The sequence below is a fragment of the Kitasatospora sp. NEAU-69 genome (genome assembly GCF_057158765.1).
This window is the reverse complement of sequence record NZ_JBWXUE010000011.1, coordinates 82452-106403: the sequence shown is the minus strand read 5'-3', so window position 1 is coordinate 106403 and position 23952 is coordinate 82452. Positions and strand designations below refer to the sequence as shown.

23 protein-coding genes and 1 other RNA gene are annotated in these 23952 nt (G+C 73.0%); 12 read left to right on the top strand and 12 right to left on the bottom strand.

The genetic code is table 11. From position 1 onward, the window contains the following. The first annotated feature begins 137 nt into the window (after nt 1–137). The 3 genes from AC060L_RS15095 to AC060L_RS15085 all read left to right on the top strand — a co-directional run bounded on the left by AC060L_RS15095 (nt 138) and on the right by AC060L_RS15085 (nt 2400). On the top strand, nt 138–1622 hold the full coding sequence (locus AC060L_RS15095) for a DHA2 family efflux MFS transporter permease subunit (RefSeq protein WP_483799236.1): 1485 nt from the start codon (nt 138–140) through the stop codon (nt 1620–1622). A 13-nt stretch (nt 1623–1635) separates the two neighbouring features. Continuing rightward, nucleotides 1636–2029: RNase P RNA component class A (gene rnpB / locus AC060L_RS15090), an RNA gene on the top strand. Nucleotides 2030–2061: 32 nt separating this feature from the next. Continuing rightward, the gene (locus tag AC060L_RS15085) at nt 2062–2400 is read left to right on the top strand and encodes a hypothetical protein (RefSeq protein ID WP_483799235.1); all 339 of its coding nucleotides are present in this window, start codon (nt 2062–2064) and stop codon (nt 2398–2400) included. Here AC060L_RS15085 and AC060L_RS15080 read toward each other — a convergent pair. Then, the gene (locus AC060L_RS15080) at nt 2369–2569 is read right to left on the bottom strand and encodes a hypothetical protein (RefSeq protein ID WP_483799234.1); all 201 of its coding nucleotides are present in this window, start codon (nt 2567–2569) and stop codon (nt 2369–2371) included. The genes AC060L_RS15085 and AC060L_RS15080 overlap by 32 nt on opposite strands. Before the next feature lie 195 nt (nt 2570–2764). On the opposite strand from AC060L_RS15080, the gene AC060L_RS15075 reads away from it, so the two are divergent. After that, nucleotides 2765–2932, top strand: a complete 168-nt coding sequence (locus AC060L_RS15075; RefSeq protein ID WP_483799233.1) for a hypothetical protein — start codon at nt 2765–2767, stop codon at nt 2930–2932. A gap of 13 nt (nt 2933–2945) precedes the next feature. Here the strand turns inward: AC060L_RS15075 and hemC are convergent, their stop codons facing one another. Then, nucleotides 2946–3881 (bottom strand): hydroxymethylbilane synthase, encoded by a 936-nt coding sequence (gene hemC / locus AC060L_RS15070; RefSeq protein ID WP_483799232.1) that lies wholly within the window; start codon nt 3879–3881, stop codon nt 2946–2948. Nucleotides 3882–4061: 180 nt separating this feature from the next. On the opposite strand from hemC, the gene AC060L_RS15065 reads away from it, so the two are divergent. Then, nucleotides 4062–5522, top strand: coding sequence for a DUF2079 domain-containing protein (locus AC060L_RS15065; protein ID WP_483799231.1), 1461 nt, complete (start codon nt 4062–4064; stop codon nt 5520–5522). 69 nt (nt 5523–5591) lie between these two features. On the opposite strand, the gene AC060L_RS15060 is transcribed toward AC060L_RS15065, so the two are convergent. The 3 genes from AC060L_RS15060 to AC060L_RS15050 all read right to left on the bottom strand — a co-directional run bounded on the left by AC060L_RS15060 (nt 5592) and on the right by AC060L_RS15050 (nt 9021). After that, a complete protein-coding gene (locus AC060L_RS15060; protein ID WP_483799230.1) occupies nt 5592–5990 on the bottom strand; it encodes an ACT domain-containing protein in 399 nt (132 codons plus the stop codon). An 89-nt stretch (nt 5991–6079) separates the two neighbouring features. Continuing rightward, nucleotides 6080–7282 carry an alpha/beta hydrolase family protein gene (locus AC060L_RS15055; RefSeq protein WP_483799229.1) on the bottom strand — a complete coding sequence of 401 codons (1203 nt, stop codon included), beginning with the start codon at nt 7280–7282 and terminating at the stop codon, nt 6080–6082. Nucleotides 7283–7518: 236 nt separating this feature from the next. Next, nucleotides 7519–9021 (bottom strand): ArnT family glycosyltransferase, encoded by a 1503-nt coding sequence (locus AC060L_RS15050; RefSeq protein ID WP_483799228.1) that lies wholly within the window; start codon nt 9019–9021, stop codon nt 7519–7521. 202 nt (nt 9022–9223) lie between these two features. Between AC060L_RS15050 and AC060L_RS15045 the strand changes: the two genes are divergently transcribed. Continuing rightward, nucleotides 9224–9895: a PadR family transcriptional regulator gene (locus AC060L_RS15045; protein ID WP_483799227.1), complete on the top strand. Its 672-nt coding sequence runs from the start codon at nt 9224–9226 to the stop codon at nt 9893–9895. A gap of 33 nt (nt 9896–9928) precedes the next feature. On the opposite strand, the gene AC060L_RS15040 is transcribed toward AC060L_RS15045, so the two are convergent. Beyond that, entirely contained in the window at nt 9929–10165 is a 237-nt protein-coding gene (locus AC060L_RS15040) for a hypothetical protein (RefSeq protein ID WP_483799226.1), read from the bottom strand. A 355-nt stretch (nt 10166–10520) separates the two neighbouring features. Between AC060L_RS15040 and AC060L_RS15035 the strand changes: the two genes are divergently transcribed. Continuing rightward, on the top strand, nt 10521–11231 hold the full coding sequence (locus AC060L_RS15035) for a bifunctional DNA primase/polymerase (RefSeq protein ID WP_483799225.1): 711 nt from the start codon (nt 10521–10523) through the stop codon (nt 11229–11231). A 60-nt stretch (nt 11232–11291) separates the two neighbouring features. Here AC060L_RS15035 and map read toward each other — a convergent pair whose 3' ends face one another. Continuing rightward, on the bottom strand, nt 11292–12140 hold the full coding sequence (gene map, locus AC060L_RS15030; RefSeq protein ID WP_483799224.1) for a type I methionyl aminopeptidase: 849 nt from the start codon (nt 12138–12140) through the stop codon (nt 11292–11294). Between the two features lie 124 nt (nt 12141–12264). Here map and AC060L_RS15025 point away from each other — a divergent pair, with 124 nt between their 5' ends. After that, nucleotides 12265–12504 (top strand): hypothetical protein, encoded by a 240-nt coding sequence (locus tag AC060L_RS15025; protein WP_483799223.1) that lies wholly within the window; start codon nt 12265–12267, stop codon nt 12502–12504. Between the two features lie 50 nt (nt 12505–12554). Here AC060L_RS15025 and AC060L_RS15020 read toward each other — a convergent pair whose 3' ends face one another. Continuing rightward, a complete protein-coding gene (locus AC060L_RS15020) occupies nt 12555–13199 on the bottom strand; it encodes a hypothetical protein (protein ID WP_483799222.1) in 645 nt (214 codons plus the stop codon). Nucleotides 13200–13246: 47 nt separating this feature from the next. Between AC060L_RS15020 and npdG the strand changes: the two genes are divergently transcribed. Continuing rightward, on the top strand, nt 13247–13942 hold the full coding sequence (gene npdG / locus AC060L_RS15015; RefSeq protein ID WP_483799221.1) for an NADPH-dependent F420 reductase: 696 nt from the start codon (nt 13247–13249) through the stop codon (nt 13940–13942). Between the two features lie 171 nt (nt 13943–14113). Further along, nucleotides 14114–14296, top strand: a complete 183-nt coding sequence (locus tag AC060L_RS15010) for a hypothetical protein (RefSeq protein WP_483799220.1) — start codon at nt 14114–14116, stop codon at nt 14294–14296. Between the two features lie 25 nt (nt 14297–14321). On the opposite strand, the gene AC060L_RS15005 is transcribed toward AC060L_RS15010, so the two are convergent. Beyond that, entirely contained in the window at nt 14322–15131 is an 810-nt protein-coding gene (locus AC060L_RS15005) for a site-2 protease family protein (protein ID WP_483799219.1), read from the bottom strand. Between the two features lie 211 nt (nt 15132–15342). Here AC060L_RS15005 and AC060L_RS15000 point away from each other — a divergent pair, with 211 nt between their 5' ends. Further along, nucleotides 15343–18720 (top strand): AfsR/SARP family transcriptional regulator, encoded by a 3378-nt coding sequence (locus AC060L_RS15000; protein WP_483799218.1) that lies wholly within the window; start codon nt 15343–15345, stop codon nt 18718–18720. Nucleotides 18721–18742: 22 nt separating this feature from the next. Here AC060L_RS15000 and AC060L_RS14995 read toward each other — a convergent pair whose 3' ends face one another. The 3 genes from AC060L_RS14995 to panB all read right to left on the bottom strand — a co-directional run bounded on the left by AC060L_RS14995 (nt 18743) and on the right by panB (nt 21813). Beyond that, complete coding sequence (locus AC060L_RS14995) at nt 18743–19594, bottom strand: ABC transporter permease (protein WP_483799217.1); 852 nt, start codon at nt 19592–19594, stop codon at nt 18743–18745. Then, a complete protein-coding gene (locus tag AC060L_RS14990) occupies nt 19591–20745 on the bottom strand; it encodes an ATP-binding cassette domain-containing protein (RefSeq protein WP_483799216.1) in 1155 nt (384 codons plus the stop codon). Before AC060L_RS14990 ends, AC060L_RS14995 begins: the two co-directional genes overlap by 4 nt. Before the next feature lie 186 nt (nt 20746–20931). Continuing rightward, complete coding sequence (gene panB / locus AC060L_RS14985) at nt 20932–21813, bottom strand: 3-methyl-2-oxobutanoate hydroxymethyltransferase (RefSeq protein WP_483799215.1); 882 nt, start codon at nt 21811–21813, stop codon at nt 20932–20934. A gap of 317 nt (nt 21814–22130) precedes the next feature. Here panB and AC060L_RS14980 point away from each other — a divergent pair, with 317 nt between their 5' ends. Then, complete coding sequence (locus AC060L_RS14980) at nt 22131–23789, top strand: MFS transporter (RefSeq protein WP_483799214.1); 1659 nt, start codon at nt 22131–22133, stop codon at nt 23787–23789. The last annotated feature ends 163 nt before the right edge of the window (nt 23790–23952 follow it).

The following is a 23952-nucleotide window of genomic DNA, read 5'->3' as shown; positions in this document are numbered from 1 at the left end:
GCAAGCCACCCGCCGCAGCCAAGCCGTCCCGGAGCAGTTCAGCCGTCCCGGAGCAGTTCGCCTGCCGACCTCACGCTCTGGTCTCACGCGTTGATCGGCTTTTCCCGGATTCATCCCACCAATGTCACAATGGCCGGGTGGCCGAAGCGACCGATGAACTCACCCGCGCCAGGCGGCTCCTGGTCCTCGCGATCTGCTGCCTGAGCCTGCTGATCGTGGGGCTCGACAACACGATCGTGAACGTCGCGCTGCCCAGCATCCAGCGGGACCTGCACGCACCCGCCTCCGGCCTCCAGTGGATCATCGACGCCTACACGCTCGTGCTGGCCTCGCTGCTGATCCTCTCCGGCTCGGTCGCCGACCGGATCGGCCGCCGCCGGATCTTCCAGCTCGGCCTGCTGCTCTTCGTCCTCGGCTCGCTGCTGTGCAGCTTCGCGCCCAGCCTCGGCTGGCTGATCGCGTTCCGCGCGCTGCAGGCGATCGGCGGCTCGATGCTCAACCCGGTCGCGATGTCGATCATCACCAACGTCTTCACCGACCCGCGCGAGCGGGCCCAGGCGATCGGCGTCTGGGGCGGGGTGGTCGGCATCAGCATGGCGCTCGGCCCGCTGCTCGGCGGGTTCCTGGTGGACGGCGCCGGCTGGCCGTCGATCTTCCTGATCAACGTGCCGATCGGCCTGATCGCGATCGTGCTGGCCGCCCGCTACGTCCCCGAGTCGCGGGCGCCGCGACCGCGCCGGCTGGACCCGGTCGGCCAGCTGCTCGCGATCGTCGCGCTCGGCGCGGGCACCGCCGCGATCATCGAGGGCCCGCGGCACGGCTGGACCTCGCCGGTCATCCTCGGGCTCTGCGTGCTCGCGCTGCTCGCCCTCATCGCGTTCCCGCTCTGGGAGCGCAGCCGCGCCGAACCGCTGATCGACCTGCGGTTCTTCCGCAGCGTGCCGTTCACCGGGGCCACCGTCACGGCGGTGTGCGCGTTCGCCTCGCTCGGTGGGTTCCTCTTCTGCAACACGCTGTACCTCCAGGAGGTCCGCCACTACAGCCCGGTCGAGGCCGGCCTGTGGACGCTGCCGATGGCGGCGCTCACGCTGGTCTGCGCCCCGCTCTCCGGCCGGATCGTCGGCGCCCGCGGCCCGCGCCTGCCGCTGGTCGTCTCCGGCGCCGCCCTGGCCGCCAGCGGACTGCTGCTCACCCGGCTGACCGCCGACTCCCCGGCGGCCCTGCTACTCGCCGCGTACGCGCTGTTCGGCCTCGGCTTCGGCCTGGTCAACGCCCCGATCACGAACGCCGCGGTCTCCGGCATGCCGCGCGCCCAGGCGGGCGTGGCCGCCGCCGTCGCCTCGACCAGCCGCCAGGTCGGCCAGTCGCTCGGCGTCGCGGTGATCGGCACCGTGGTGACCTCCGCCGTCGTCGGCCCGGTCGCCACCGGCTTCGCCCCGGCCAGCCACGCCGGCTGGTGGATCCTCACCGGCCTCGGCGCGACCGTCCTGCTGCTCGGCCTGGCCACCACCACCGCCCGGGCCCGCGCCAGCGCCGACCGTGTCGCCGCACTGCTCGACCCCGCCGCCGCGCCCCCGGCCCGGCCCACCGTCCGGCCGACCCCCTCCGACCGGCTAGGATGACCGGTACGGCGGACGAGCCGGCCGGGCGGCCGCGTCGGGTCCATCAGGACCCGCCGAGGAACGTCCGGGCTCCACAGAGCAGGGTGGTGGGTAACGCCCACCCGGGGTGACCCGCGGGACAGTGCCACAGAAAACAGACCGCCTGCCTCGGCAGGTAAGGGTGAAACGGTGGTGTAAGAGACCACCAGCGACCGAGGTGACTCGGCCGGCTCGGTAAACCCCACTCGGAGCAAGGTCAGGATCGGTGCCCTCGGGCACCGTGCGCGGATGTTCGAGGGCTGCTCGCCCGAGTCCGCGGGTAGACCGCACGAGGCTGTCGGCAACGGCAGCCCTAGATGGATGGCCGCCTCCCCTGGCCGCGCAAGCGACCTGGGAGACAGAACCCGGCGTACAGGCCGACTCGTCCGCCGCCTGCACGGATCTGGTAGATCTTTCCGCCGTGCGTACCCGATATCGATATCTGACAGTAGTCCTCGCCGCCCCGCTGCTCGTGACCGTAGCGGCCTGCGGTACCAGTTACAGCCCCGCGCCCGACGGCACGCCGGTGCCCGACCTGATCGGTCGGCAGCTGGACCTGGCGAAGGCCGCCGCGGGCAAGGCCGGGTTTCCGAAAGTCGGCTCCATCGACGTGGGCGGCACGACGCATGTCCGCGCGGTGATCGAGGAGAAGCACTGGATCGTCTGCGCCGAGCTGCCGGCGGCGGGGACGAAGGCCTCCGGTGCGACGACGATCACGCTGGACGTGGTCAAGAACGGCGAGGAGTGCCCCGCGCACTGAGCGAGCGGTCGGCGGGCGCGGCGAAACCCAGGGCCGGTTTTCTCGTCTTCGGCGCGGGCGTGCCGAGCAGGCGCAGTGCGGTCGCCTCGGCCTGGCGGAGCAGGGCGGGGGTGGCCCTTTCAGTCTCGGTCGTCACGGTGTGGTCGCCGCGGCTGGCGGTGATGCGCATGGCTGCTCCTGGGGAACGCAGCGGGGCCCGGCCGAGGACGGCCGGGCCCCGCTGGGGAGTTGACGCACGGGTGGTGCTGTCGGGAGCGTGACACAGCCCGCCGCTCGGGTGCAAGCGGTGCGGACGGTACGGGCCGTACGCCCGAACGGGTCCGCTCCGGGGGCGGGCGCGCGGCTGACGGGGTGTCATGGATGCATGGCGCACCGACAGCACTGGTTGATCCGATTCACCGACGAGCTGATGACCCTCACGGAAGACCTGAGCCAGGAGCAGGCCGCCGACTTCGTCCGGCGCGTCTACGCCGCCGGCCACGAGGCCGGCGTGGCGGAGACGGCGGAGGAGCACCGGCGCGAGGGGGAGTAAAGCGGACATTGCCCTAGTGCGCGATCCCGTCGATCAGCTCCCGGGCGCCCTGGCGCAGCAGGGCGACCGCGACCGAGGTGCCGAGGGTGGCCGGGTCGAGCGGGCCGGCCCACTCGTGGGCGTCCAGCACGGTCTTGCCGTCCGGTGAGAAGACCCGGCCGCGCAGCGAGAGCCGGCCGTCCCGCTCGGCGCGCGCGTAGCCCGCGATCGGGCTGTTGCAGTGGCCCTGGAGGACGTGCAGGAACATCCGCTCGGCGGTGGTCTCGCGCCAGGCGTCGGTGTCGTTCAGCGCGCTGACCGCCTCGATGGTGGCCGTGTCGTGCTCGCGGCACTGGAGTGCCAGCACCCCGGCGCCGATCGGCGGGCACATCACCGCCACGCTCAGGATCTCGCTGATCCGGGCCTGCTCGCCGATCCGCTCCAGGCCGGAGGCGGCCAGCAGCAGCGCGTCGGCCTCGCCGGCGGCGAGCTTCTCCAGCCGCCGGTTCGCGTTGCCGCGCATCGGCACGCACTCCAGCTGCGGGTGGGTGACGGCCAGCTGCGCGACCCGGCGCACCGAGGAGGTGCCGATCCGGGTGCCGGCCGGCAGCTCGTCGAGGGTCAGGCCGCCGGGGTGCACCAGCGCGTCGCGCACGTCGTCGCGGCGCAGGAACGCGGCGAAGACGGTGCCGGCCGGCAGCGGGCGGTCGGCGGGCACGTCCTTGACGCAGTGGACGGCCAGGTCGGCCTCGCCGGCCAGCAGCGCCGCGTCCACCTCCTTGGTGAACGCGCCCTTGCCACCGAGCTCGGAGAGCGCGCCGGGCCATCGGTCGCCGGAGGTGGTGACCGGAACCACCTCGGTCCGGATCCCCGGGTGCAGCGTGGTGAGTTCGGCCTGGACCCGGGCCACCTGGGCCAGTGCCATGGGCGAGGAACGCGAGACGATCCTGATCAGCTCTGCGGACGGCATGACACCACGATAGGGCGTCCGCCATCCGGGAGAAGCGGAACGGCCGCTCGGGGCGGCCTGTGGCGTTCGAGCGCGCTCGCGGTAGCGTGCACCTTTCGTACGGCATTCGTTTCGTCCAGCAATCGCACCGCGCTCATGCGCTCATGAAGCGGCCGCGGACCGTCAAGGGGGCACAGCGGCATGGCTGAGACACGGGAGAACGCGATCCCGGTCCAACGCACTCCTGCCTGGGGTCGGGTGGCCCGGGTCGGCAACTCCGAGCGGGTGCTGCGGGTCGGGCCGCACATTGGTCTCGCCGTGATATTCCTGGCCGCGTTCAGCGTGCTCGCGCTGGTCCGCTACGAGCGCTTCGGCTCGCCCTCCTGGGACCTGGGCATCTTCACCGAGGTGGTCCGGGGCTACGCGCACCTGAGCGCGCCGATCGTCTCGATAAAGGGGCCCGGCTTCAACGCCCTCGGTGACCACTGGTCGCCGATCCTCGCGCTGCTCGCGCCGTTCTTCCGGCTGTTCCCCTCGGCCGCCACCCTGCTGGTCGCCCAGGCCGCGCTGTTCGCCTGGTCGGTCGGCGTGGTCTCGGACACCGCCGCGCGGGTGCTCAAGAAGCTCGACCACGGCCTGCTGATCGGCACCGCGTACGGCCTCTCCTGGGGCCTGCAGCGCGCGATCGACGCGGAGTTCCACGAGATCGCGTTCGCCGTCCCGCTGCTCGCCGTGGTCTGCCGCCAGCTGCTGCTCGGCCGCTGGGAGCGGGCCGCCTGGTGGGCGCTGCCGCTGGTGCTGGTCAAGGAGGACATGGGCCTGACCGTGGCGGCGGTCGGCGTGCTGCTCGCGCTCTCGGGGCGGCGCTGGTACACCGGCGCGGTGCTGGCGGTCTTCGGCGTGGTGTTCACGGCGCTGACGATCGGGGTGCTGATCCCGCACTTCAACCCGCAGCACCACTTCGACTACTGGACCAAGCTGCCCGGCGGCAGCCACCCGCACCTGTGGCAGGTGGTCAGCGGGCCGTTCACCCGCCTGACGGTCTGGAAGACGACCGGCTGGCTGTTCGGCATCGTCGGGTTCATCGCGCTGCGCTCACCGCTGGTGGTGCTCGCGCTGCCGACCCTGGCCTGGCGCTTCGGCAGCTCCAACTCGATGTTCTGGGGCCCGGACTGGCACTACAACGCGACGCTGATGCCGATCCTCTTCCTGGCCCTGGTGGACGCCGTGCGCCGGATCCGGGAGTCCGAGCACCGCTGGGCGGTGAGCTTCAAGGGCTTCGCCGAGGGCATGATCCCGGCCGCGCCGGCGATCGCGGCGGCCTGCCTGGTCAGCCTGCCGGTCGGCCTCGGCGCCCTCGGCGACCCGTCCGCCTGGAGCGGCGGCCGGCACGCGCAGGCGCTGCGGGCGGCGATCGCCCAGGTGCCGCCGAACGTCACGATCGAGGCCTCGATGGCGCCGCTGGCCCAGCTGGCGGCGAAGGACGACGCGTTCTGGCTCGGCGGCAGCAAGCCGACCCCGCCGGAGTACCTGATGGTCGATCTGGCCGGCTGGACGGGCGGGCCGACCGACCTGCCCGGCTACGCCACCGCGCTGCACCCGGGCACGTCCTACACGGTCGTCTTCAACCAGGAGCAGGTGGTGGTCCTGCACCGCCAGTAGGCGGGACGGGACGGGTCTGGACGGGACGGCCGAGGGCGGGCGCCGCGCGACAACGCGCGGCGCCCGCCCTCAGGTGTTCTCCGCCGCCAGCCGTTCCAGCGCCTTGACCGCCCGCTCGGCCTCGCCGACCGGGACGAAGAGGTGGTCGTGGTGGAAGCCGGCCACCACGTTGCAGCTGATGCCGTGCTTCGTGAGCCGCGCGGCGACCGCTGCCGTGAGACCGACGGCGGCCAGCGCGGAGTGGATCCGCAGCGTGATCCAGGCGGCCACGTAGTCGTACTGCAGGCCGAGCGAGTCGGCCTCCTCCTGGTCCAGCACCGCGGTCAGGCCCTCCGGCTCGGCGACCGTGGCCACCGGGCGCAGCCCCGTCGGGACCCGCCCCGGGAACGTGCAGTACACGTACCGGCCCGGGTTGAGCACGGGACGCATGTCGGCGAGCAGCTTCTGGAGATCGGTTTCACCGGGCATGCCCGCCACCGTAGCGGCCCGCCCCGCCCTGACCTGCGCCGACACGGGCGTGTTCGGGGCCGACCCGAGCGGGGCGTTCTGGCATGGTGTCAGGGCCGCTGCTGGAAGACGACCTCCGGATCGGCCGGTGACGGGCCGTCGAGCAGTGGCTGCGGGATCCCCTTGAGCTGCTCGTCGAAGAAGGCCCCGACGTAGCTGCGGGTGAGCTGCTCGGCCCGCACCGACGGGATCGAGCCGTCCACGCCGGTGATGCCCGCCTCGTCGGCGAGCACCGGCACGTCGGTGAAGCTGACGTGGTCGGACCCGGTGACGGTCAGCCAGCGCTTCCAGCCGTCGAGGTTCGGCCAGTCGTCCGCCCAGCTCGACTCGTCGCCGCCGACGGCGTGGTTCACCGGGTTGCCGAGCAACAGCACCGGCCGGCCGCCGAGACCGCCGGCCGGCACCGGGACGAAGAGCCTGCCGTCCAGATCGGCGCCGGCCCGCACCCGCTGGTCGGCCGCCATGGTCGGGACGACGGCGGCGCCGCCGAGCGAGTGGCCGGCCATGCCGATCCGCTTGCGGTCGATCAACTGCGCGTACTGCCAGGCTGGATGGCGGTCAGTCAGCTGGTCCAGCACGAACGAGACGTCCTCGGCCCGGCTCTGCTCGACCTTGTCGGGCGCCGGGCCGTTCGGGCCGCAGGTGGTGCAGCCGAGTGTCTGCCCGTCGGGGAAGCTCGTCCCGGAGTCCTCGTAGGTGTGGTTGACGAGCGCGACGACGTAGCCGCGGCTGGCCAGGTCCACCGCGAGGCCGGTGAGCGTCTGGCGCGGCAGTTCGAAGCCGGGGGAGAGCACCACCAGCGGGTACCTGCCGTGCTCGGGCCGGGCGTCGGTGGCCGCGTAGGTACGGGCGTCGGCGAGCGTCTGCGCCGGGAAGGCGTTGCCGAGGCCCTCCATGTCCAGGAAGGCCGTGGCCTCGCCGGTGGTCATGTAGGGAGCCGGCCGGCCGGTGCCGGACCGGGCGGGGTAGTACATCGACACCATCAGCTGCCGTGGTCCCGCGCTCGGCACCCACGGGTCCGGGCGGTCCTGGTCGACCAGGTGCAGCGTGTTGACCCCGACCGGGTACGGCCCGGTCGGGCGGGGCAGCGCCAGCTGGACGCCCTGCCCGGCGGGCGCGGGCGCGGTGGCGGCGGTGGTGGCGGGGGTGGGGACCTGCGGCGAGGCGGCTAACGCCGTACCTGCTCCGACGATCGGCAGCGGCAGGACGAGCGCGAGGGCGACGGCTACGGCGGTGCGACGGATGCGAGTCATGCCACCGACGTTAGGAACCGACCGCCGCACCCGGCGTCGTCACAGCGGCGGACCCGGCCCCGGGCCGAACCCCGAGCGCGACCCTGACCGACCACCCAGACACCGGCGAACCAGACCACGGGTGTCCTCTGACATCGAACCTTGATCGCTTGCCACCGAAGCGGAAGGCGGTCGGCGGCGGGTGTTGAGCGGTGCGGTGGCTGGGGGTGCGGCGGCTGCGTGCCCGGGTGAGCTGATCAGTACCGGCGCAGTAGTGGCCACAGGGCCGCCCACGGGCGGTCCGGTCCCGCGCAGAGCGCGACGGCCGCGTGCTGCTCCATGTTCGCCGTGCCGTGTCCGTTGTCGACGCGCGCGACCGTGCGGCAGGCGGTGAAGTGGTCCTCCAGGTCGGTGTAGCCCGCCGGGTGGACGAGCAGCACCGGCCCCGTGGCGGTCGCCGGTGGCGGGCCCCAGGCGTACAGGCCCATGTGGCCGGAGTACGGGGATGGCAGGCCGAGGGCGGGCCCGTACTGCGCGAGGGCTCCGGCCTCGCCGTAGTTCGCGGTCAGCAGCACGGCGGTGGCCCGCTGCTCGGTGGGGATGGCCGCCCAGCCGGTGGCGGTGGCGTGTGCGAGCTCCGGCCAGCCGACCTCCTCGCCGATGTCGGGGTCGACCTTCATCGGCACGGCCAGTGCCGAGGCCGGCAGCACCGGCAGGGCGGCCAGCGCGCTGGTGAGCAGGGTCGCGAGCAGCCCGGCGGCCAGCTTGGCGCGGTGGTCGCGGGCCCAGTGGGCGTACGGTTCGCAGCCGGCCGCAGTGAGCGCGTACAGCAGCGGACTCGGGTAGTAGGCCTTGCCGCCGCCCGCCATCACCAGCAGGCAGAGCACCACCCAGGCCACCGCGACCGGTCGGGCCCAGCGCAGCTCCGGCCGGCGCAGCAGCCGGCTCAGCCCGGTCAGCCACAGGGGCGCCAGCAGCGGGGAGAGCTGGAGTGCCTGCATCGGGACGACCAGCAGCCGCCCGCCCGCTCCGCCGGCGGCGCTGATCCCGTGGGCGACCGTCAGCTCGGGCCAGCCGTGCGTGGCCTGCCACCCGAGGACGGGCAGCGCGAACGGGAGCGCGGCAAGCAGCGCGAACAGCGGTCCGAGCAGGGTGCGGGGTCGGGGCACGAGAAGGCCGCGCGGCCTGGCCGTCAGAGCGCCCGCCGCCAGCGCCGCGAGCAGCCCGAGCACCAGCAGCTTGTTCAGCAGCGCGATCCCGGCCGCCACACCGAGCAGCGGCCACCAGCGGAGTTCGCCGGTGCGCGACAGGCGGAGCGTCAACAGAATGACCGTCAGCCAGGCGGTCAGGTCGAAGGTCGCGGTGGAGAGCAGGTGGCCGTTGCCCAGCACGTATCCCGAGCAAGCCGCGGCTCCTGCCGCGAGTACCTGCCCGGCCCGTCCGGCGCCCAGCTCACGGGCGATCAGCGCGGTGAGCGTGATCGAGGCCGCGGCGAGCAGCGCGGGCAGGATCCGTACCCCGGTCGGGGTGGCGCCGAACAGCTCCGCCCCGAGCCGGGCCAGCAGCGGGGTGAGCGGCGGCTGGTCCGGATAGCCCCAGGCGAGGTGGCGACCGGCGAGCAGGAAGTACAGCTCGTCGCGGTGAAAGCCGTAGCGGCCCGACAGTGCGATCAGCAACGCCGCGGCAGCGGCCGCGATCCCCCCGACCGGCCCGGCTGCGAACGCCCCCAGGCGCGGCTGTGCATCCCCCCGAGTGCGCATGCCCGCATTCTTACTCTCCGGCACCGGGCCCGAGAAGAGCCTGGAGGAAGGTCATCGGATCAGCGGCCCGCCCGACGCGCTGTATCGGTAAACCGTTGACGAGCGATAGTTAGCGATATATCGTCGAAGCATCGAGACAGTACGACAACCGCTCGCGAACCGATCGTGAGCCTGTCTCGAACAGAGAGTGGAGGTGCGCATCATGCGTACGGAAAAGTCATATGGCCGTCATGACCGCGGCCGTCGGCGTGGGCCGGGCGGATTCCCCGGTGGCGAGTTCCCGGTGGGCGAGTTCAACGAGGGCCGTCCCGCGTTCGGGCCGGGCGGGGGGCCGGGCGGGCCGTTCGGGGGTGGGCCGTTCGGCGGGCTCGGGCCGTTCCGGGGGCCGTTCGGCGGGCACGGTGGCCGGGGGCGCGGCCGTGGCCACGGTGGCCGGGCCCGGCGCGGGGACGTCCGTGCCTCGCTGCTGGCGCTGCTCAGGGAGCGGCCGATGCACGGCTACGAGATGATCACCGAGATCGGTGAGCGGACCTCGGGTGCCTGGCGTCCCAGCCCGGGCTCGGTCTACCCGACCCTCCAGCTGCTGGAGGAGGAGGGTCTGATCGAGGCTCAGGAGACGGGCGGCAAGCGGCTGTTCACGCTCACCGCGAGCGGGCGCAGCGAGGCCGAGGCCGGACAGGCGGAGCCCTGGCGGGAGGCCGGTCAGGGGGTGGACTGGGAGGCGGTCCAGGAGGTCGGTCAGGCGCTGGCCTCGGTGGACCACGCGGTGCGCCAGGTGATGGCGACCGGTACCGAGGAGCAGCGGACCAAGGGCCTGGCGGTCCTCACCGAGGCGAAGAAGAAGCTGTACCTGATCCTCGCCGAAGAGGCGTGAGCGGCTGGGAGTCGGACAGGCGGGGGGAGGGGGCTACGCCTCGGGCTGCCGGTCCTCGGTGGGCTGCTGGTACTCGTACCGCCAGCGCATCCGCCCCTTGGCGTCGTACTCCTTGGCCCGGACGTACACCAGCGTCCGGGCCGGCTCGTCCCCGTACGCGGGGACCGGCACGCGGTAGGTCTTCGGCACGGCGTTGAACAGGCTCACCATGATCGGCATCATCCGGCCGTCCAGCGGCCCGCCGACGAACGGTGTGTCTGCGCTGCGCATCAGCTGCTGCTCCTCATCCGCCCAGCTTCGCACCTCGCGCGCTCCGGCCCAAACGCCATCACGGCATCCCGGCCTTACGGCGTCCCGGCCGAACCCCCGCCGAACCCCCCGGTCCGGAAGAGCCCGCTGCTCCCTTATCCTGCTCTGTACGCCCTAGCGCGGCAGAGCGAGCCGGGAGAGTCGCGGACCCGGACTCCGTACCGCGGACCAGCGGCGTCGGCCACCCGTTACTCCGGGACCGGCCACCCGGCGAACGACCAGGCGCCCCGGGAAGCAGCGGGCGGTGCCCGGCGTTGCGTCGGTTGTTACGTCGAACGCTGTGACAACCAGCCACAGCAGGTGCGGAAGGGGCCCGATGGAAGCCAGCAGCAGCAGGTGGACGGCGTGGTGGCAGCGGTTGGGTGGTCAGCGCACCGGCGATGCGCCGGGCGGCGCGAGCTCCCCCGCGGTCCGGCTCGACCTGCTGCTCGCCGCCGTCCGGGCGGGCTTCCCACTCGCCCCGGCCGCGCACCCGGCGGGCCATCGCTGTTCCTGTGACCGGGTCGGCTGTCCGGCGCCCGCGCAGCACCCGGTCTCCTTCGCCTGGCAGTCCCAGGCCACCATCGACGCCGAGCAGCTCGCCCGCTGGCTCGCCCGGGACCCGCAGGCGAACTTCATCACGGCGACCGGCCGGGCCCACGACGTCCTGGACGTGCCCGCCGAGGCCGGCCGGCTGGCGCTCGCGCGGCTGACCGAGCAGGGGGTGGAAGGCCCGGTCGCCGCCGTCGGCGAGGAGCGCTACCTCTTCTTCACCACCTCCCGCGGCACGCCCGAGGACGAGGACGAGTGGTGGTCCAGCGCGCTGGACACCGACCCGGACACCATGTCCGAGCACCCGGGCCTGCGCTGGCACTGCCGCGGCTCGTACACGCTGCTGCCGCCCGCCGCGCTGCCGGACGGCTCCGAGGTGCGCTGGCTGCGCGGGCCCGAGCAGCCGCTGCCGGACCCGCTGCGGGTGCTGGACGTGCTCACCGACGCCTGCACCGAGGTCGGTGCGGTCGCCGAGGAGCAGTGGCTGATCGGCTGATCGGCATGGCACGGCCCGGTCGGCTGGGCCGACCGGGCCGTCGTGCCATGCCGCAGCGGCTTACGGCAGCGTGAGGATCTCCGCGCCGTCCGCCGTGACCAGCAGCGTGTGCTCGAACTGCGCGGTGCGCTTGCGGTCCTTCGTGACGACCGTCCAGCCGTCCGCCCAGATCTCGTAGTCGTAGGTGCCCAGCGTCAGCATCGGCTCGATGGTGAAGGTCATGCCGGGCTTGATCACCTCGGTGGCCCGCTCACTGTCGTAGTGCGGAATGATCAGGCCGGAGTGGAACGAGGTGTTGATCCCGTGCCCGGTGAAGTCGCGCACGACGCCGTAGTCGAAGCGCTTGGCGTAGGACTCGATCACCCGGCCGATCACGTTCACCTGGCGGCCCGGCTTGACCGCCTTGATCGCCCGGTTGAGTGACTCCCGGGTCCGCTCGACCAGCAGCCGGGACTCCTCGTCCACGTCGCCGCACAGGTACGTCGCGTTCAGGTCGCCGTGCACGCCGTGGATGAACGCGGTCGCGTCGATGTTGACGATGTCGCCGTCCTGCAGCACCGTCGAGTCCGGGATGCCGTGGCAGATCACCTCGTTGATCGAGGTGCAGATCGACTTCGGGAAGCCCCGGTAGCCGAGGTCGGACGGGTAGGCGCCGTGGTCGCACATGTACTCGTGCGCGACCGCGTCCAGCGCGTCGGTCGTCACGCCCGGTGCGATCAGCTTCGCGGCGGCCTCCATCGCCTGGGCGGCGATCCGGCCGGCGATCCGCATCTTCTCGACGGTCTCCGCGCTTTGCACCTCGGGCCCGGTGTACGGCGTCGGGGCCGGCTTGCCGACGTACTCCGGCCGCGCGATGTGCGCCGGGACCTTGCGGACGGGGGACTGGGTGCCGGGTACCAGGTGAGCCATGGCCGCGATTCTATCGCCCGGCCCCGGGCTCCCGGTTGTGTGTACGAAGGTGCGACCGGGAAAGATCAGCACCGGGACGAACCGCCGGTCGCGGCGGTCGCGGCGGTTGCAGCAGGAGGACGTCATGGCGCTGTTCAAGAAGAACACGCTCGGCAAGCCGGGCGAGTGGTACTACTGCCTCAAGCACGGCAAGGTGGAGGAGGGCCCCGAGTGCCCGGCGAAGGACCGGCTCGGCCCGTACGCCACCCGCGAGGAGGCCGGCCGCGCCCTGGAGACGGCCCGCGAGCGCAACGACGAGTGGCAGAACGACCCGCGCTGGCACGACCGTCCGGCCGGGGACGATGACGGCCCGGCCGCCGGATAGCCGGTGCAGGATGGCACGGCGGCACGGCGGCACGGCGGTCTGACGCGCTGTCACCAGCGCTGTACCGGCTCCGCCGTGAGCTGCCGGAGCAGCCGGCTCCAGCGTGACTCGCCGCACCGCGAGCGGGCCCGCCGTTGCTCCGCGGCCGCCGCGCTGACCAGGTGCTGGACCAGCTCGAAGCCCGGCTCGCCGGGGCCGGGCTCGGCGCCCGCCGCGAGATCCACGGTGAGGCTCTCGTGCGCCAGCTCGGCCAGCTCCCGGTCGCCGGTCGCCAGCGTGAGCAGCGTGGCACCGGCGCGCCGGGCACCGCGCAGCCGCTCCAGCAGCTCCGGCTCGACCGCCACCGGCGTGACCACCAGGACGGTCTCGCCCCGGCCGACGGCAGTCAGTCGTTGCATGTCCTGATCGGGGCGGGCCGGTACGCCGGGCACCGGCTGATGCCGGATCAGCGCGGGGGAGAGCTGCGGCAGCCGCGACCAGCGGGCCTCCTCGTCCAGGTGCGCGGCCAGGTGCCACGGCTCGTAGCCAGCCGAACCGACCAGCAGCAGGCCGCGCGCCGAGCGACGGGTGACGGCGCCGCGCAGCGCGCCGGCGAACGCCCGGGTGGCGTCGAGCAGTCCGGCGCCGGCCGGGACGCCCGAGGCGCTCGAACCGGCCAGCGCCTCGCGCAGTGCGGAAACTCTCATCGCGTCCATGCGGCCCAGGATGGAGCCGGGCACCGGGGTTTGGCAGGATCTCGGGCATGACTTCCCTCGAATCAGCGACCACACCGGCAGTGCAGACCCTGCCCGACGTCTCCCAGCTGGTGGTCGGCGTGCTCGGCGGCACCGGCGACCAGGGCCGCGGCCTCGCCTACCGGCTGGCCAAGGCCGGGCAGCAGGTGATCATCGGCTCGCGCAACGCCGAGCGGGCGGCCGCGACCGCCGCCGAACTCGGACTCGGCGTGCGCGGCGCCGACAACGCCGAAACCGCCCGGGAGAGTGACATCGTGATCGTCGCGGTGCCCTGGGACGGCCACGGCGAGACGCTCACCGCGCTGCGCGAGGAGCTGGTCGGCAAGATCGTCGTGGACTGCGTCAACCCGCTGGGCTTCGACAAGCAGGGCGCGTACGCGCTGAAGCCGGCCGAGGGCAGCGCCGCTCAGCAGGCCGCCGCGCTGCTGCCGGACTCCCGGGTCACCGCGGCCTTCCACCACCTGTCCGCCGTGCTGCTGCAGGACCCGGCGATCGAGAGCATCGACACCGACGTGATGGTGCTCGGCGACGAGCGCGCCGCCGCCGAAACGGTGCAGGCGCTGGCCGAGCGGATCCCGGGGATGCGCGGCATCTTCGCGGGCCGGCTGCGCAACGCGCACCAGGTCGAGTCGCTGGTCGCCAACCTGATCTCGGTCAACCGCCGGTACAAGGCGCACGCCGGCCTGCGGATCACCGACGTGTGACGGCCGGCCCGGCGGGCCCGCCCGCAGCGTGACGCACCATTGCACAACGTGACGGCCGATGGCGCCGCGTGACGACACGCAAGGCCCGGGTCCACCCGACTGCGGGGGGACCCGGGCCTTCGGCGAGAATGGGGGCCGATTCACCCGTCCCGACCCCTGGAGCCGGCCACCATGCCCCGCAACGCCCTGTACGCCTCGATCGTCTTCGTCCTCGCGGTCTGCGCCGCGGTGGTCTCCTTCGTCGAGGGCAACTGGCTCGGGGTGATCTGGGTGCTGATGGCCGGCGTGTCCAGCAACATCGCCTGGTACTACCTGCGCAAGGAGCGGCTGGCCCAGGCCGCCGAGAACGGCTGACCCGAGCCGGCGGCCCAGCGGCGGCTCAGTGGTCCCAGAAGCGGAACAGGTACTGCCCGAGCGCCGAGTAGCCGTCCTGGACCCCGAAGCCGTTCATGATCGAGTGCACCAGGTCGAAGAAGTACTGGTTGACCTGGGACTGCCAGAAGATCACGAAGACGGCGAGCATCCCGTACGGCCGGAACGGCTCCACCGCGCGCCGGGTCTTCAGCGACAGCCAGGGCTCGATGATCCCGTAGCCGTCCAGCCCGGGGATCGGGAGCAGGTTGAGCAGCGCGGCGCTCACCTGGAGCAGGCCCAGGAAGGCCAGCGCGGCCGGGAACGTGCTCACCTCGAACGATCCGATCTGGGTGGTGCCCGGCAGGTTGTCCAGCCAGCCCGCACCGACCGGGATCAGCAGCACCGCCGCGAAGAGCAGGTTGACCAGCGGTCCGGCGGCCGAGATCAGGCTGTGCTTCAGCCGGCCCTGGATCCGGTGCCGCTCGATGAAGACCGCGCCGCCGGGCAGGCCGATGCCGCCGAGCACCACGAAGATCACCGGCAGGACGAAGCTGAAGAGCGCGTTCGTGTACTTGAACGGGTTGAGCGTCAGGTAGCCCTTGCCGCCGACCGTGATGTCGCCGCCGTGCAGCGCGGTGCGGGCGTGCGCGTACTCGTGCAGGCAGAGCGAGACCATCCAGCCCGCGACCACGAAGAGGAAGACGCCGAAACCGGACGTCCCGTAACCGGTCCACACCGCCCATCCCGAGGTGCCCAGTATCGCCAGCAGCACCCAGAACACCGGGCTGATCCGGCGCTCCTCGCTGTTCGGGCGGCGCGTGTCGGCAAAGCTCATTGCGGCGGGTCTCCGATGGACGGGGGATGGACGGGGGAGCGCTGGGGTCCGATCATGCCGGGCGGGATGCGCCGCGGACAAGCGACGCCGGGTGAACGTCCACGGCCGGCGGCTCGTTCCGCGGCCCGGCCGGCGGCTCGTCCGGCGGCCCGTCCCGCACCGGCCGGGGCGCGCGCTCGGGGCCGCCCGGCGCAGGCCGCAGAATGGTCGGGTGCACTATGGCATCCTCGGCACCACCACGGTCCATCACAACGACGGCACCCCCGTGCCACTCGGCGGTGCCAGACTGCGCGCGCTGCTCGCGGCACTGGTGCTGCGGCAGGGCCGCCCGGTGCCGCCCGAGCTGCTGGTGGACGAGGTCTGGGACGCGGAGACGCCGCAGGACTCCAGCGCCGCGCTGCAGACACTGGTCGGACGGCTGCGGCGCACCATCGGCCGGGACGAGGTCGGCTCGGGGCCCGGTGGCTACTGGCTGACCGGCAGCGACACCGACCTGGGCCGGTTCCAGCAGCTGGCCGAGCGCGGCCGCGCGGCCCTCGCGGCTGGCGACGCGCGGACGGCCGCCGACGAGCTGCACGCGGCGCTCGCGCTCTGGCGCGGCCCTGCGCTGGCCGACCTGCCCGACCGGGCGGGCAGCGCGGTGCGGCTGGAGGCGCAGCGGGCCGAGGTGCGGCTGCAGCGGATCGCCGCCGACCTGGAGCTCGGCCGGGCCGCCGAACTGCTGGCCGAGCTCGCCGGGCTCTGCGCCGACCACCCGCTGGACGAGCCGCTGCACGTGCTGCGCCTGCGCGCGCTGCACCGGGCCGGGCGCACCGCCGAGGCGCTGGAGCGCTACGAGGAGCTGCGCCGCACGCTCGCCGACCGGCTCGGCGCCGACCCGGGCGCGGAGCTGCGCGCACTGCACGGCGAACTGCTCGCGGCCGCCGACGGCCCGGCACTGGCCGCCTTGCCTGCCCCCGCGCCCGTGCCCACCGCCGCCGTCGCTCTCACCCCCGCGCCCGTCGCGCCCAGCGCCGCCGACCCTGCCCCGCGCGGCAACCTGCGCCCCCGGCTGACCAGCTTCGTCGGCCGCGAACAGGACCTCGACACGCTCGCCGGCCTGCTCGGCACCGCCCGCCTGGTCACGCTGATCGGCCCCGGCGGCTCCGGCAAGACCCGCCTCTCGGTCGAGGCGGGCCGCTCCGCGCAGGCCGCCACGGCCTGGCCGGACGGCGTCTGGCAGGCCGAGCTCGCGCCGCTGGACAGCCCGTCCGCCGTCCCCGGCGCGGTGCTCTCGGCGCTCGGCCTGCGCGGCACCAAGCTGCTCCACACGATGTCCGAAGCCACCCGGGTGGACGATCCGACCCGGCGGATCGTCGAGCACTGCGGCCGCTCCCGGATGCTGCTGGTGCTGGACAACTGCGAGCACCTGATCACCGCCGCAGCCGAGCTGGCCGACCAGCTGCTCGCCGAGTGCCCGGGGCTGACCGTGCTGGCGACCAGTCGCGAGCCGCTCGGCGTGCCCGGCGAGGTGCTGCTGCCGGTCGAGCCGCTGCCCGACCCGATAGCCGTCCGGCTGCTCGCCGAGCGCGGCGCGGCGGCCCGGCCCGGCTTCGACCCGGAGCAGGACCCGGCGGCCTGCGCCGAGGTCTGCCGGCGGCTGGACGGCCTGCCGCTGGCGATCGAACTGGCCGCCGCCCGGCTGCGCAGCATGACGCCCCGGCAGCTCGCCGACCGGCTGGACAGCCGCTTCGCGCTGCTCACCGGCGGCAGCCGGACGCTGCTGCCCCGGCAGCAGACGCTGCGCGCGGTGGTCGACTGGAGCTGGGAGCTGCTGGGCCAGCGCGAGCGGGCGGTGCTGCGCCGGCTCTCCGCGTTCGCCGGCGGCTGCACCCTGGAGGACGCCGAACGGGTCTGCGCCGACGGCGAGTCGGTCCGCCCGGAGCAGGTCGCCGAGCTGCTCTTCTCGCTGGTCGACAAGTCGCTCGTGGTGGCCGGCCTCAACCGGCAGGGCCCGCCGCGCTACTGGCTGCTGGAGACGATCCACGAGTACGCCGCCGAGCGGCTCGCCGAGGCCGGTGAGCCGCAGGTGCTGGACCGTCACCTGGCGTGCTTCCGCGACCTGGTGCAGCAGGTAGACCGGCATCTGGAGGGGCCCGAGCAGGTCGAGTGGCTCGGCGTGCTGGAGCACGAGCAGGACAACATCCGGGCCGCCACGCGCCGGGCGCTGGACGCCGGTGCCGAGCAGGAGGCGCTGCTGCTGGTGCTCGGCATGCACTGGTTCTGGCTGCTGCGCGACTACCGCGCCGAGGCCCGGCAGTGGATCGGGGAGGTCTGCGCGCTGGCCGGTGACCCGTTCGCCCCCGGTGCCCCGCCGCCCGAGCCGCTCGAACTCGGCCCGCTGCAGCACCCGTTGCCGTGGCCGCCGGCGATGCTCGCGGAGGCCCGTCGGCATGCCTGGATCTACCAGCTGGTCTCCACCTTCGAGGGCACCATGGACGTGATCGGCGACCCCGAGCTGCTGGCTCGGGCCCCGCGGATCCTCGCCGCGTACACCCCCGACCTGCCGCAGGCGTACTCCTACCCGCCGCTGCTGCGGATCTTCGCGAGCTTCCTGACCGGTGAGGCGGACGCGCTGCTCGGCCTGCTGGACCAGGCGGTGGACGGCTGCCGGCGGTTCGGCAGGCAGAGCGAGCTGGCCTGGTCGCTGCAACTGCGGGCCAAGATGCTGAACGACCGGTACGACAGCCTGGAGCAGGCCCGTCGCGACGGCGACGAGGCGATGGCCATATACGAGCGCCTCGGCCACATCTGGGGCATGTCCGAAGCGCTCGCGGCGCAGGCGGAGACGGCCGGCAACTCCGGCGACGCGGCGGCCGCGGTCGCCGCGTACCGCAGGGCGATCGAGCTCGCGCTGGAACTCGGTGCCCCGCAGGAGATCCCGATGCTCCAGGTGCGGCTCGGCGAGGCGCTGATGGAGAGCGACGAGGCGGAGGGTGAGCGGCTGGTCCGGCAGGGCCTCGAACTCGCCGGGGAGAGCGGCCAGCACGCCGAGGGGACGGTGATGTTCGGTCACATGCTGCTGAGCGGTCTGCACGTCCAGCGCGGCGAGTACGACGCGGCGCGCCAGGAGCTGGTGCTGCTGCGGATCGCGCAGGCGAAGCTCGGCACGGTCGTGCCGGGGATCTTCGACGGCATGGTCCAGTACTCGGAGGGCCTGGTGCTGGCCCACTGCGGGGAGCTGGACGAGGCGATGGTGCTGCTGCGGGCCGGCCTGCGCTCGCTCGGCCAGACCCCGCCGGCGGCCGTGGTCTTCGCCCAGCACGTCAGGCTGCTGATGCTCCCGGTCGCGGTCGGCATCCTGGTGCTGCGCGCCGAGCACGACCGGGACATCGAGCTCGCACGTGGCTGCGCCCGGCTGTTCGGCTCGTACGGCGGGCGGTTGGGCCTGCGGGGCTCGTTCCTGGAGCGCTGGCAGCGGGCCAGGCGGGAGGAGACGATGGTCGAGCTGCTCGGCCGGGCCGAGTTCGAGCTGCTCTGCGACGAGGGCCGCGGTCTCCCGGTGGAGGAGACCACGGCCCTGCTGGAACATCTCGCGGCGATGAACTGACGCACCGTCGCGTCCCGTTCGATCAGGCCTTCTTGCGGAACTTGGCGACCGCGAGCGGCGCCGTCACCGCCGTCAGGCCGATCGACCAGATCAGCACCGTGGTCACCGAGTGGGTCAGCGGCCCGCCGTTGATCAGGCTGCGGCAGGCGTCGGCCAGGCTGGAGAGCGGGTTGTACTTGGTGAAGGCGCGCAGCCAGCCCGGCATGGTCCCGGTCGGCGCGAAGATCGAGCTGCCGAACTGCAGCGGCATCAGCACCAGCATGGTCACGCCCTGGACGGCCTGGGCACTGCGCATCATCAGGCCCAGCAGCATCGACACCCACACCAGCGACATGCCGAAGAGCAGGGAGAGCCCGACCGCACCGAGCACGCCCAGCGGCCCGGTCTTCAGCTGCAGTCCGAGGATCAGCGCGAAGGTGATCAGCACGGTGAAGGAGACCAGCGAGCGGAACGCCTCGGCCATCAGCTTGCCGATCAGCACCGAGGAGCGGCCGATCGGCAGCGTCCGGAACCGGTCCATCACACCGGTCTTGAAGTCGGTGTTCAGCCCGGTGCCGACCGCCATCGCGAGGTTCATGCCGGTGGTGCCGAGCAGACCGGGGATCAGGTACTGCTTGTAGGTCTGCTGGTTGCCGGAGACGGCGCCGCCGAAGACGTAGACGAAGAGCAGCGTGAAGATGATCGGCATCAGGACGGCGTCGAACATCGACTCCGGGTCGGCCTTGATCCGCATCAGGTTGCGTCGGGTCAGTGCGCCGATGTGGCGCAGGTGGCCGCGCAGGCTGATCCGGCGGTCCTCGGCGAGGCGGGTGGCGGCGGCGGTGGCGGCCGGTGCCGGGGCGGCAGGGGGTGCGGGGGCGGTCAGGGTGCTCATCGCTGGGTCTCCTCGGCGGTCGCGGTCGCGGTCGCGGGCTCGGTGCTGGTGGTGTCGGCGGTGCCGGGCTTGCCGGTGATGGCGAGGAAGACCTCGTCCAGGCTGGGCAACTTGGTGTCGATGGCCGCGATGCCGAAGCCGCGGGCGCCGAGCATGCCGATCACGGCGGTCAGCTGCTCCTCGCTGCCGATCGGCACGCTCAGCAGGCCGTCCCCGGTGGCGACGGCGGCGAGCGCCGCGTCGGCCGGCAGCGCCGCGATCGAGGCGGGCAGCAGGCCGGCCTCGGCCAGGCAGCGGGCCATCAGCGGCAGGTCGCCCGGGTGGGTCGGCCGGACCCGCAGCGTCCGGTCGCCGACCTGGTTCTTCAGGCCCTCGACCGAGCCGTTCGCGATCACCCGGCCGCGGTCGATCACGGTCAGGTCGGAGGCCAGCTGCTCGGCCTCCTCCATGTACTGCGTGGTGAGCAGCACGGTGGTGCCCTCGGCGACCATCCGCTGCACCTCGTCCCAGACCTCGCCGCGGGTGCGCGGGTCCAGGCCGGTGGTCGGCTCGTCCAGGTAGAGCACCCGGGGGTTGCCGATCATGCTCGCCGCCAGGTCGAGCCGGCGGCGCATGCCGCCGGAGTAGGTCTTGGCCTCGCGCTTGGCGGCCTCGGTGAGCGAGAAGCGCTCCAGCAGCTCGGTCGCGCGGGCCTTGGCGTCCCGGCGGGAGAGGTCGAGCAGCCGGCCGATCAGGTAGAGGTTCTCGTAGCCGGAGAGCAGCTCGTCGACCGAGGCGTACTGCCCGGTCAGGCCGATCGTGCGGCGCAGCTGCCGGGGCTGGCGCACCACGTCGTAGCCGCCGACCACGGCGGTGCCGGCGTCCGGCTTGATCAGCGTGGAGAGCACCCGGATCAGCGTGGTCTTGCCGGCGCCGTTCGGGCCGAGCACGCCGAGCACGGTGCCCTCGCGGACCGTCAGGTCCACGCCGTCCAGTGCCTTCGTGGTGCCGAAGTGCTTGACGATGCCGCGGACTTCGATGGCCGCCGCCCGGCTGCCCGGCGCTGCGCCCGATCCGGCGCCGGCCGGTGCCCTGTGGGCCGGTGCCGCGTGGGCCGGTACTGCGCTGAGGTGCCCCTGGTCGGTCGGGGCGGTGTCGATCTGCGTTGTCATGCCTCCAGGTTGTCCGCCGCCGCTGTCGGCCCACTGCCATGCCGCGGTCGGGCGGCCACCGCCGCTGTCACACCACTGTCAGCCCGCTGTCGGCCCCGCAGTCACCGCCATCGGAGCGCACGAGCGGGGGCACGGAGAACGGGCCGCCACCCGGTGGGGTGACGGCCCGTTCTTCGGATCCCTGCGTCAGTGGAACGTGTGCTCCGGCGCCGGGAAGCTGCCGCCGCGCACCTCGGCGGCGAACTCGCGGGCCGCGTCGCCGAGCACGCTGCGCAGGTTGGCGTACTGCTTGACGAAGCTCGGCACCCGGCCGGCGGACATGCCGGCCATGTCGGTCCAGACCAGCACCTGGGCGTCGCAGCCGACCCCGGCCCCGATGCCCACCGTCGGCACGGTCAGCGTCTCGGTGACCTGGGCGGCAAGCTCGGCCGGCACCGCCTCCAGGACCACCGCGAACGCGCCGGCCTGCTGCACCGCCTTGGCGTCGCGCTGCAGCTTGTGCGCCGCCTCGTCGCCGCGGCCCTGCACCGGGTAGCCGCCGAGCGCGTGCACCGACTGCGGGGTCAGGCCGACGTGCGCCATCACCGGCACACCCGCCTCGACCAGCAGCTCGATGGTGCGGGCGCTGCGCTCGCCACCCTCCAGCTTGACCGCGCCGACGCCGGCCTCCTTCATCAGCCGCGCCGCGTTGCGCATCGCCTGGGCCGGGGACTCCTGGTACGAGCCGAACGGCAGGTCGGCGACGACCATCGCGCGCTTGGTGCCGCGCACCACCGCGGCGGAGAGCATGACCATCTCGTCCATGGTCACCGGCACCGTGGTCTCGTACCCGAGCGCACAGTTGCCGGCCGAGTCGCCGACCAGCAGGACCGGGATGCCGGCCTCGTCGAAGGTGCCGGCGGTCAGGGCGTCGTAGGCGGTGAGCATGGCCCACCGCTCTCCGCGCTGCTTGGCCGCGGCCAGGTCGCGGACGGTGACACGGCGGTTGGTGACACCGCCGTAGAGGGAACGCCCGCCGGTCGGCGCCACGGCTGGCGTCTGGGCAGGCGAAAGCGGAGAAGCGTTCATGGAACAGGCTCCCGATGGGTTGTGGTCTCGTGGCGCCGTACGGCGTCCCCGGATTGCCTCCATGCTTGCACGGCCTGAACGCGGCGCAAAGGGTCGGGGGCGGATGTGCCTGGGGTGCACACGATTGGCTGGAGTGCACGCATGGCTGGAGTGCACGCATGGCTGGAGTGCACGCAGTCGGCCGAGGGCCGAAATACGAGTACGTCTCGTATCGAAAAAAGGGGTACATTGATCCGAGGGGGTTACGAGACGACTCCGTCTCGTTAGAGGGCTCCCGCCAGCACGAAGCTCACCTCTGTACGGACGGGGACACTCGCATGACCACAGCAGTCGCCGGCGCCGCGCCACGCGTGCCGGAAGCCATCCACCGCCGCCGCTGGGCGATACTCGGCACGCTGATCCTGGCGTTGCTCGTCGTCGTCCTCGACAACTCGATCCTGAACGTCGCGATGAAGACGATCGCGACCCCGGCGCCGGTCGGCCTCGGCGCCACCCAGAGCGACCTCGAGTGGGCGATCAACTCCTACACGCTGGTCTTCGCCGGGCTGCTCTTCACCTCCGGCCTGCTCGGCGACCGGTTCGGGCGCAAGAAGGCGCTGCTCGGCGGCATGGTGGTGTTCGGCATCGGCTCGCTGCTCTCCGCGCTGGCGTCCAGCCCCGGCCAGCTGATCACCTTCCGGGCCGTGATGGGCCTGGGCGGCGCGTTCGTGATGCCCGCGACGCTGGCGATCATCATGAACGTCTTCGAGCGGCACGAGCAGCCGAAGGCGATCGGCATCTGGGCCGGCGCGGTCGGCCTGGCGATCGCGATCGGCCCGATCACCGGTGGCCTGCTGATCGAGCACTTCTGGTGGGGCTCGGTCTTCCTGATCAACGTGCCGATCGTGGCCGTCGCGCTGGTGGCGATGTTCCTGCTGGTCCCGGACTCGAAGGATCCCAAGCCCGGCAAGCTCGACCCCGTTGGCGTGCTGCTCTCGATCGTCGGCCTGGTCGCACTCATCTACGGCATCATCAAGGGCGGCGAGCTGGCCGACTTCAGCAGCGCCGAGGCCTGGGTGCCGGTGCTGATCGGCGTGCTCTCGCTGGCCGCGTTCGTGGTCTACGAGAAGCGGGTCAGCCACCCGGCGCTGGACGTCACCTGGTTCCGCAGCAAGGTCTTCGCCACCTCGGTCTCGGTGATCGGCCTGGTCTTCTTCGCGCTGATGGGCGTCTCGTTCTTCGGCGTCTTCTACACCCAGGGCGTGCGCGGCTACAGCGCGCTGGCCGCGGGCGCGCTGATGCTGCCGCTCGCCGTGGCGCAGATGCTCTTCGCGCCGCGGGCCCGGCTCGTGGTGGACAAGCTGGGTGTGCGGGCGACCTGCGCCGGCGGCATGCTGCTGATCGCGCTCGCCTTCGCCGGCTACCTGCTGCTCGGCCAGCACACCCCGATCATCGTGCTGGAGGTGATCGGCTTCGTGATGGGCGCCGGCATGGCCCACGTGATGCCGCCGGTCACGGTCGCGATCATGGGTTCGCTGCCGCGTGAGAAGGCCGGCGCGGGCTCGGCGATCAACAACACCTTCCGCCAGGTCGGCGGCTCGCTCGGGGTCGCGGTGCTCGGCGCGGTGCTCTCGACCGTCTACCGCAACGGGATGCACGACAAGCTGTCCGCGCTGCCGAACGGCCTGGGCGAGAAGGCCGGCGAGTCGCTGGAGTCGACCCTGGCCATCGCGGGCCAGGCCGGCCCGAAGGGCGCGGCGCTGGTGCAGCCGGCGTACGAGTCGTTCATCCACGCGATGCACGTGGTCGCCGGACTGTCGGCTTGCGTGACGCTGGCCGGTGCGCTGCTGGCCTGGTTCTTCCTGCCCGGCAAGATCGCCGCCCCCGGCGCCCCCGGCGCTCCCGGTGCCGGTGCCGGCGGCGCCGCCCCGGCGGACGGCCGCCCTGCGGACGCGTCGGTGCCCGCCCAGCAACCGGCCCGGTCCACCGGCGCCTGAGCCTGACGAGGGAGAATAAGGCCATGGACACCGACCGCCGCCAGGCCACCATCCCGGTCCCCGCCGCGGACCCGCTCTGCGCGGGTCCGCGGCGGGGGCGGCCCCGTTCGGAGGCAACACAACAAACCACCTTCTCGGCGGTTGAGAGGCCGATTGCTGAAAG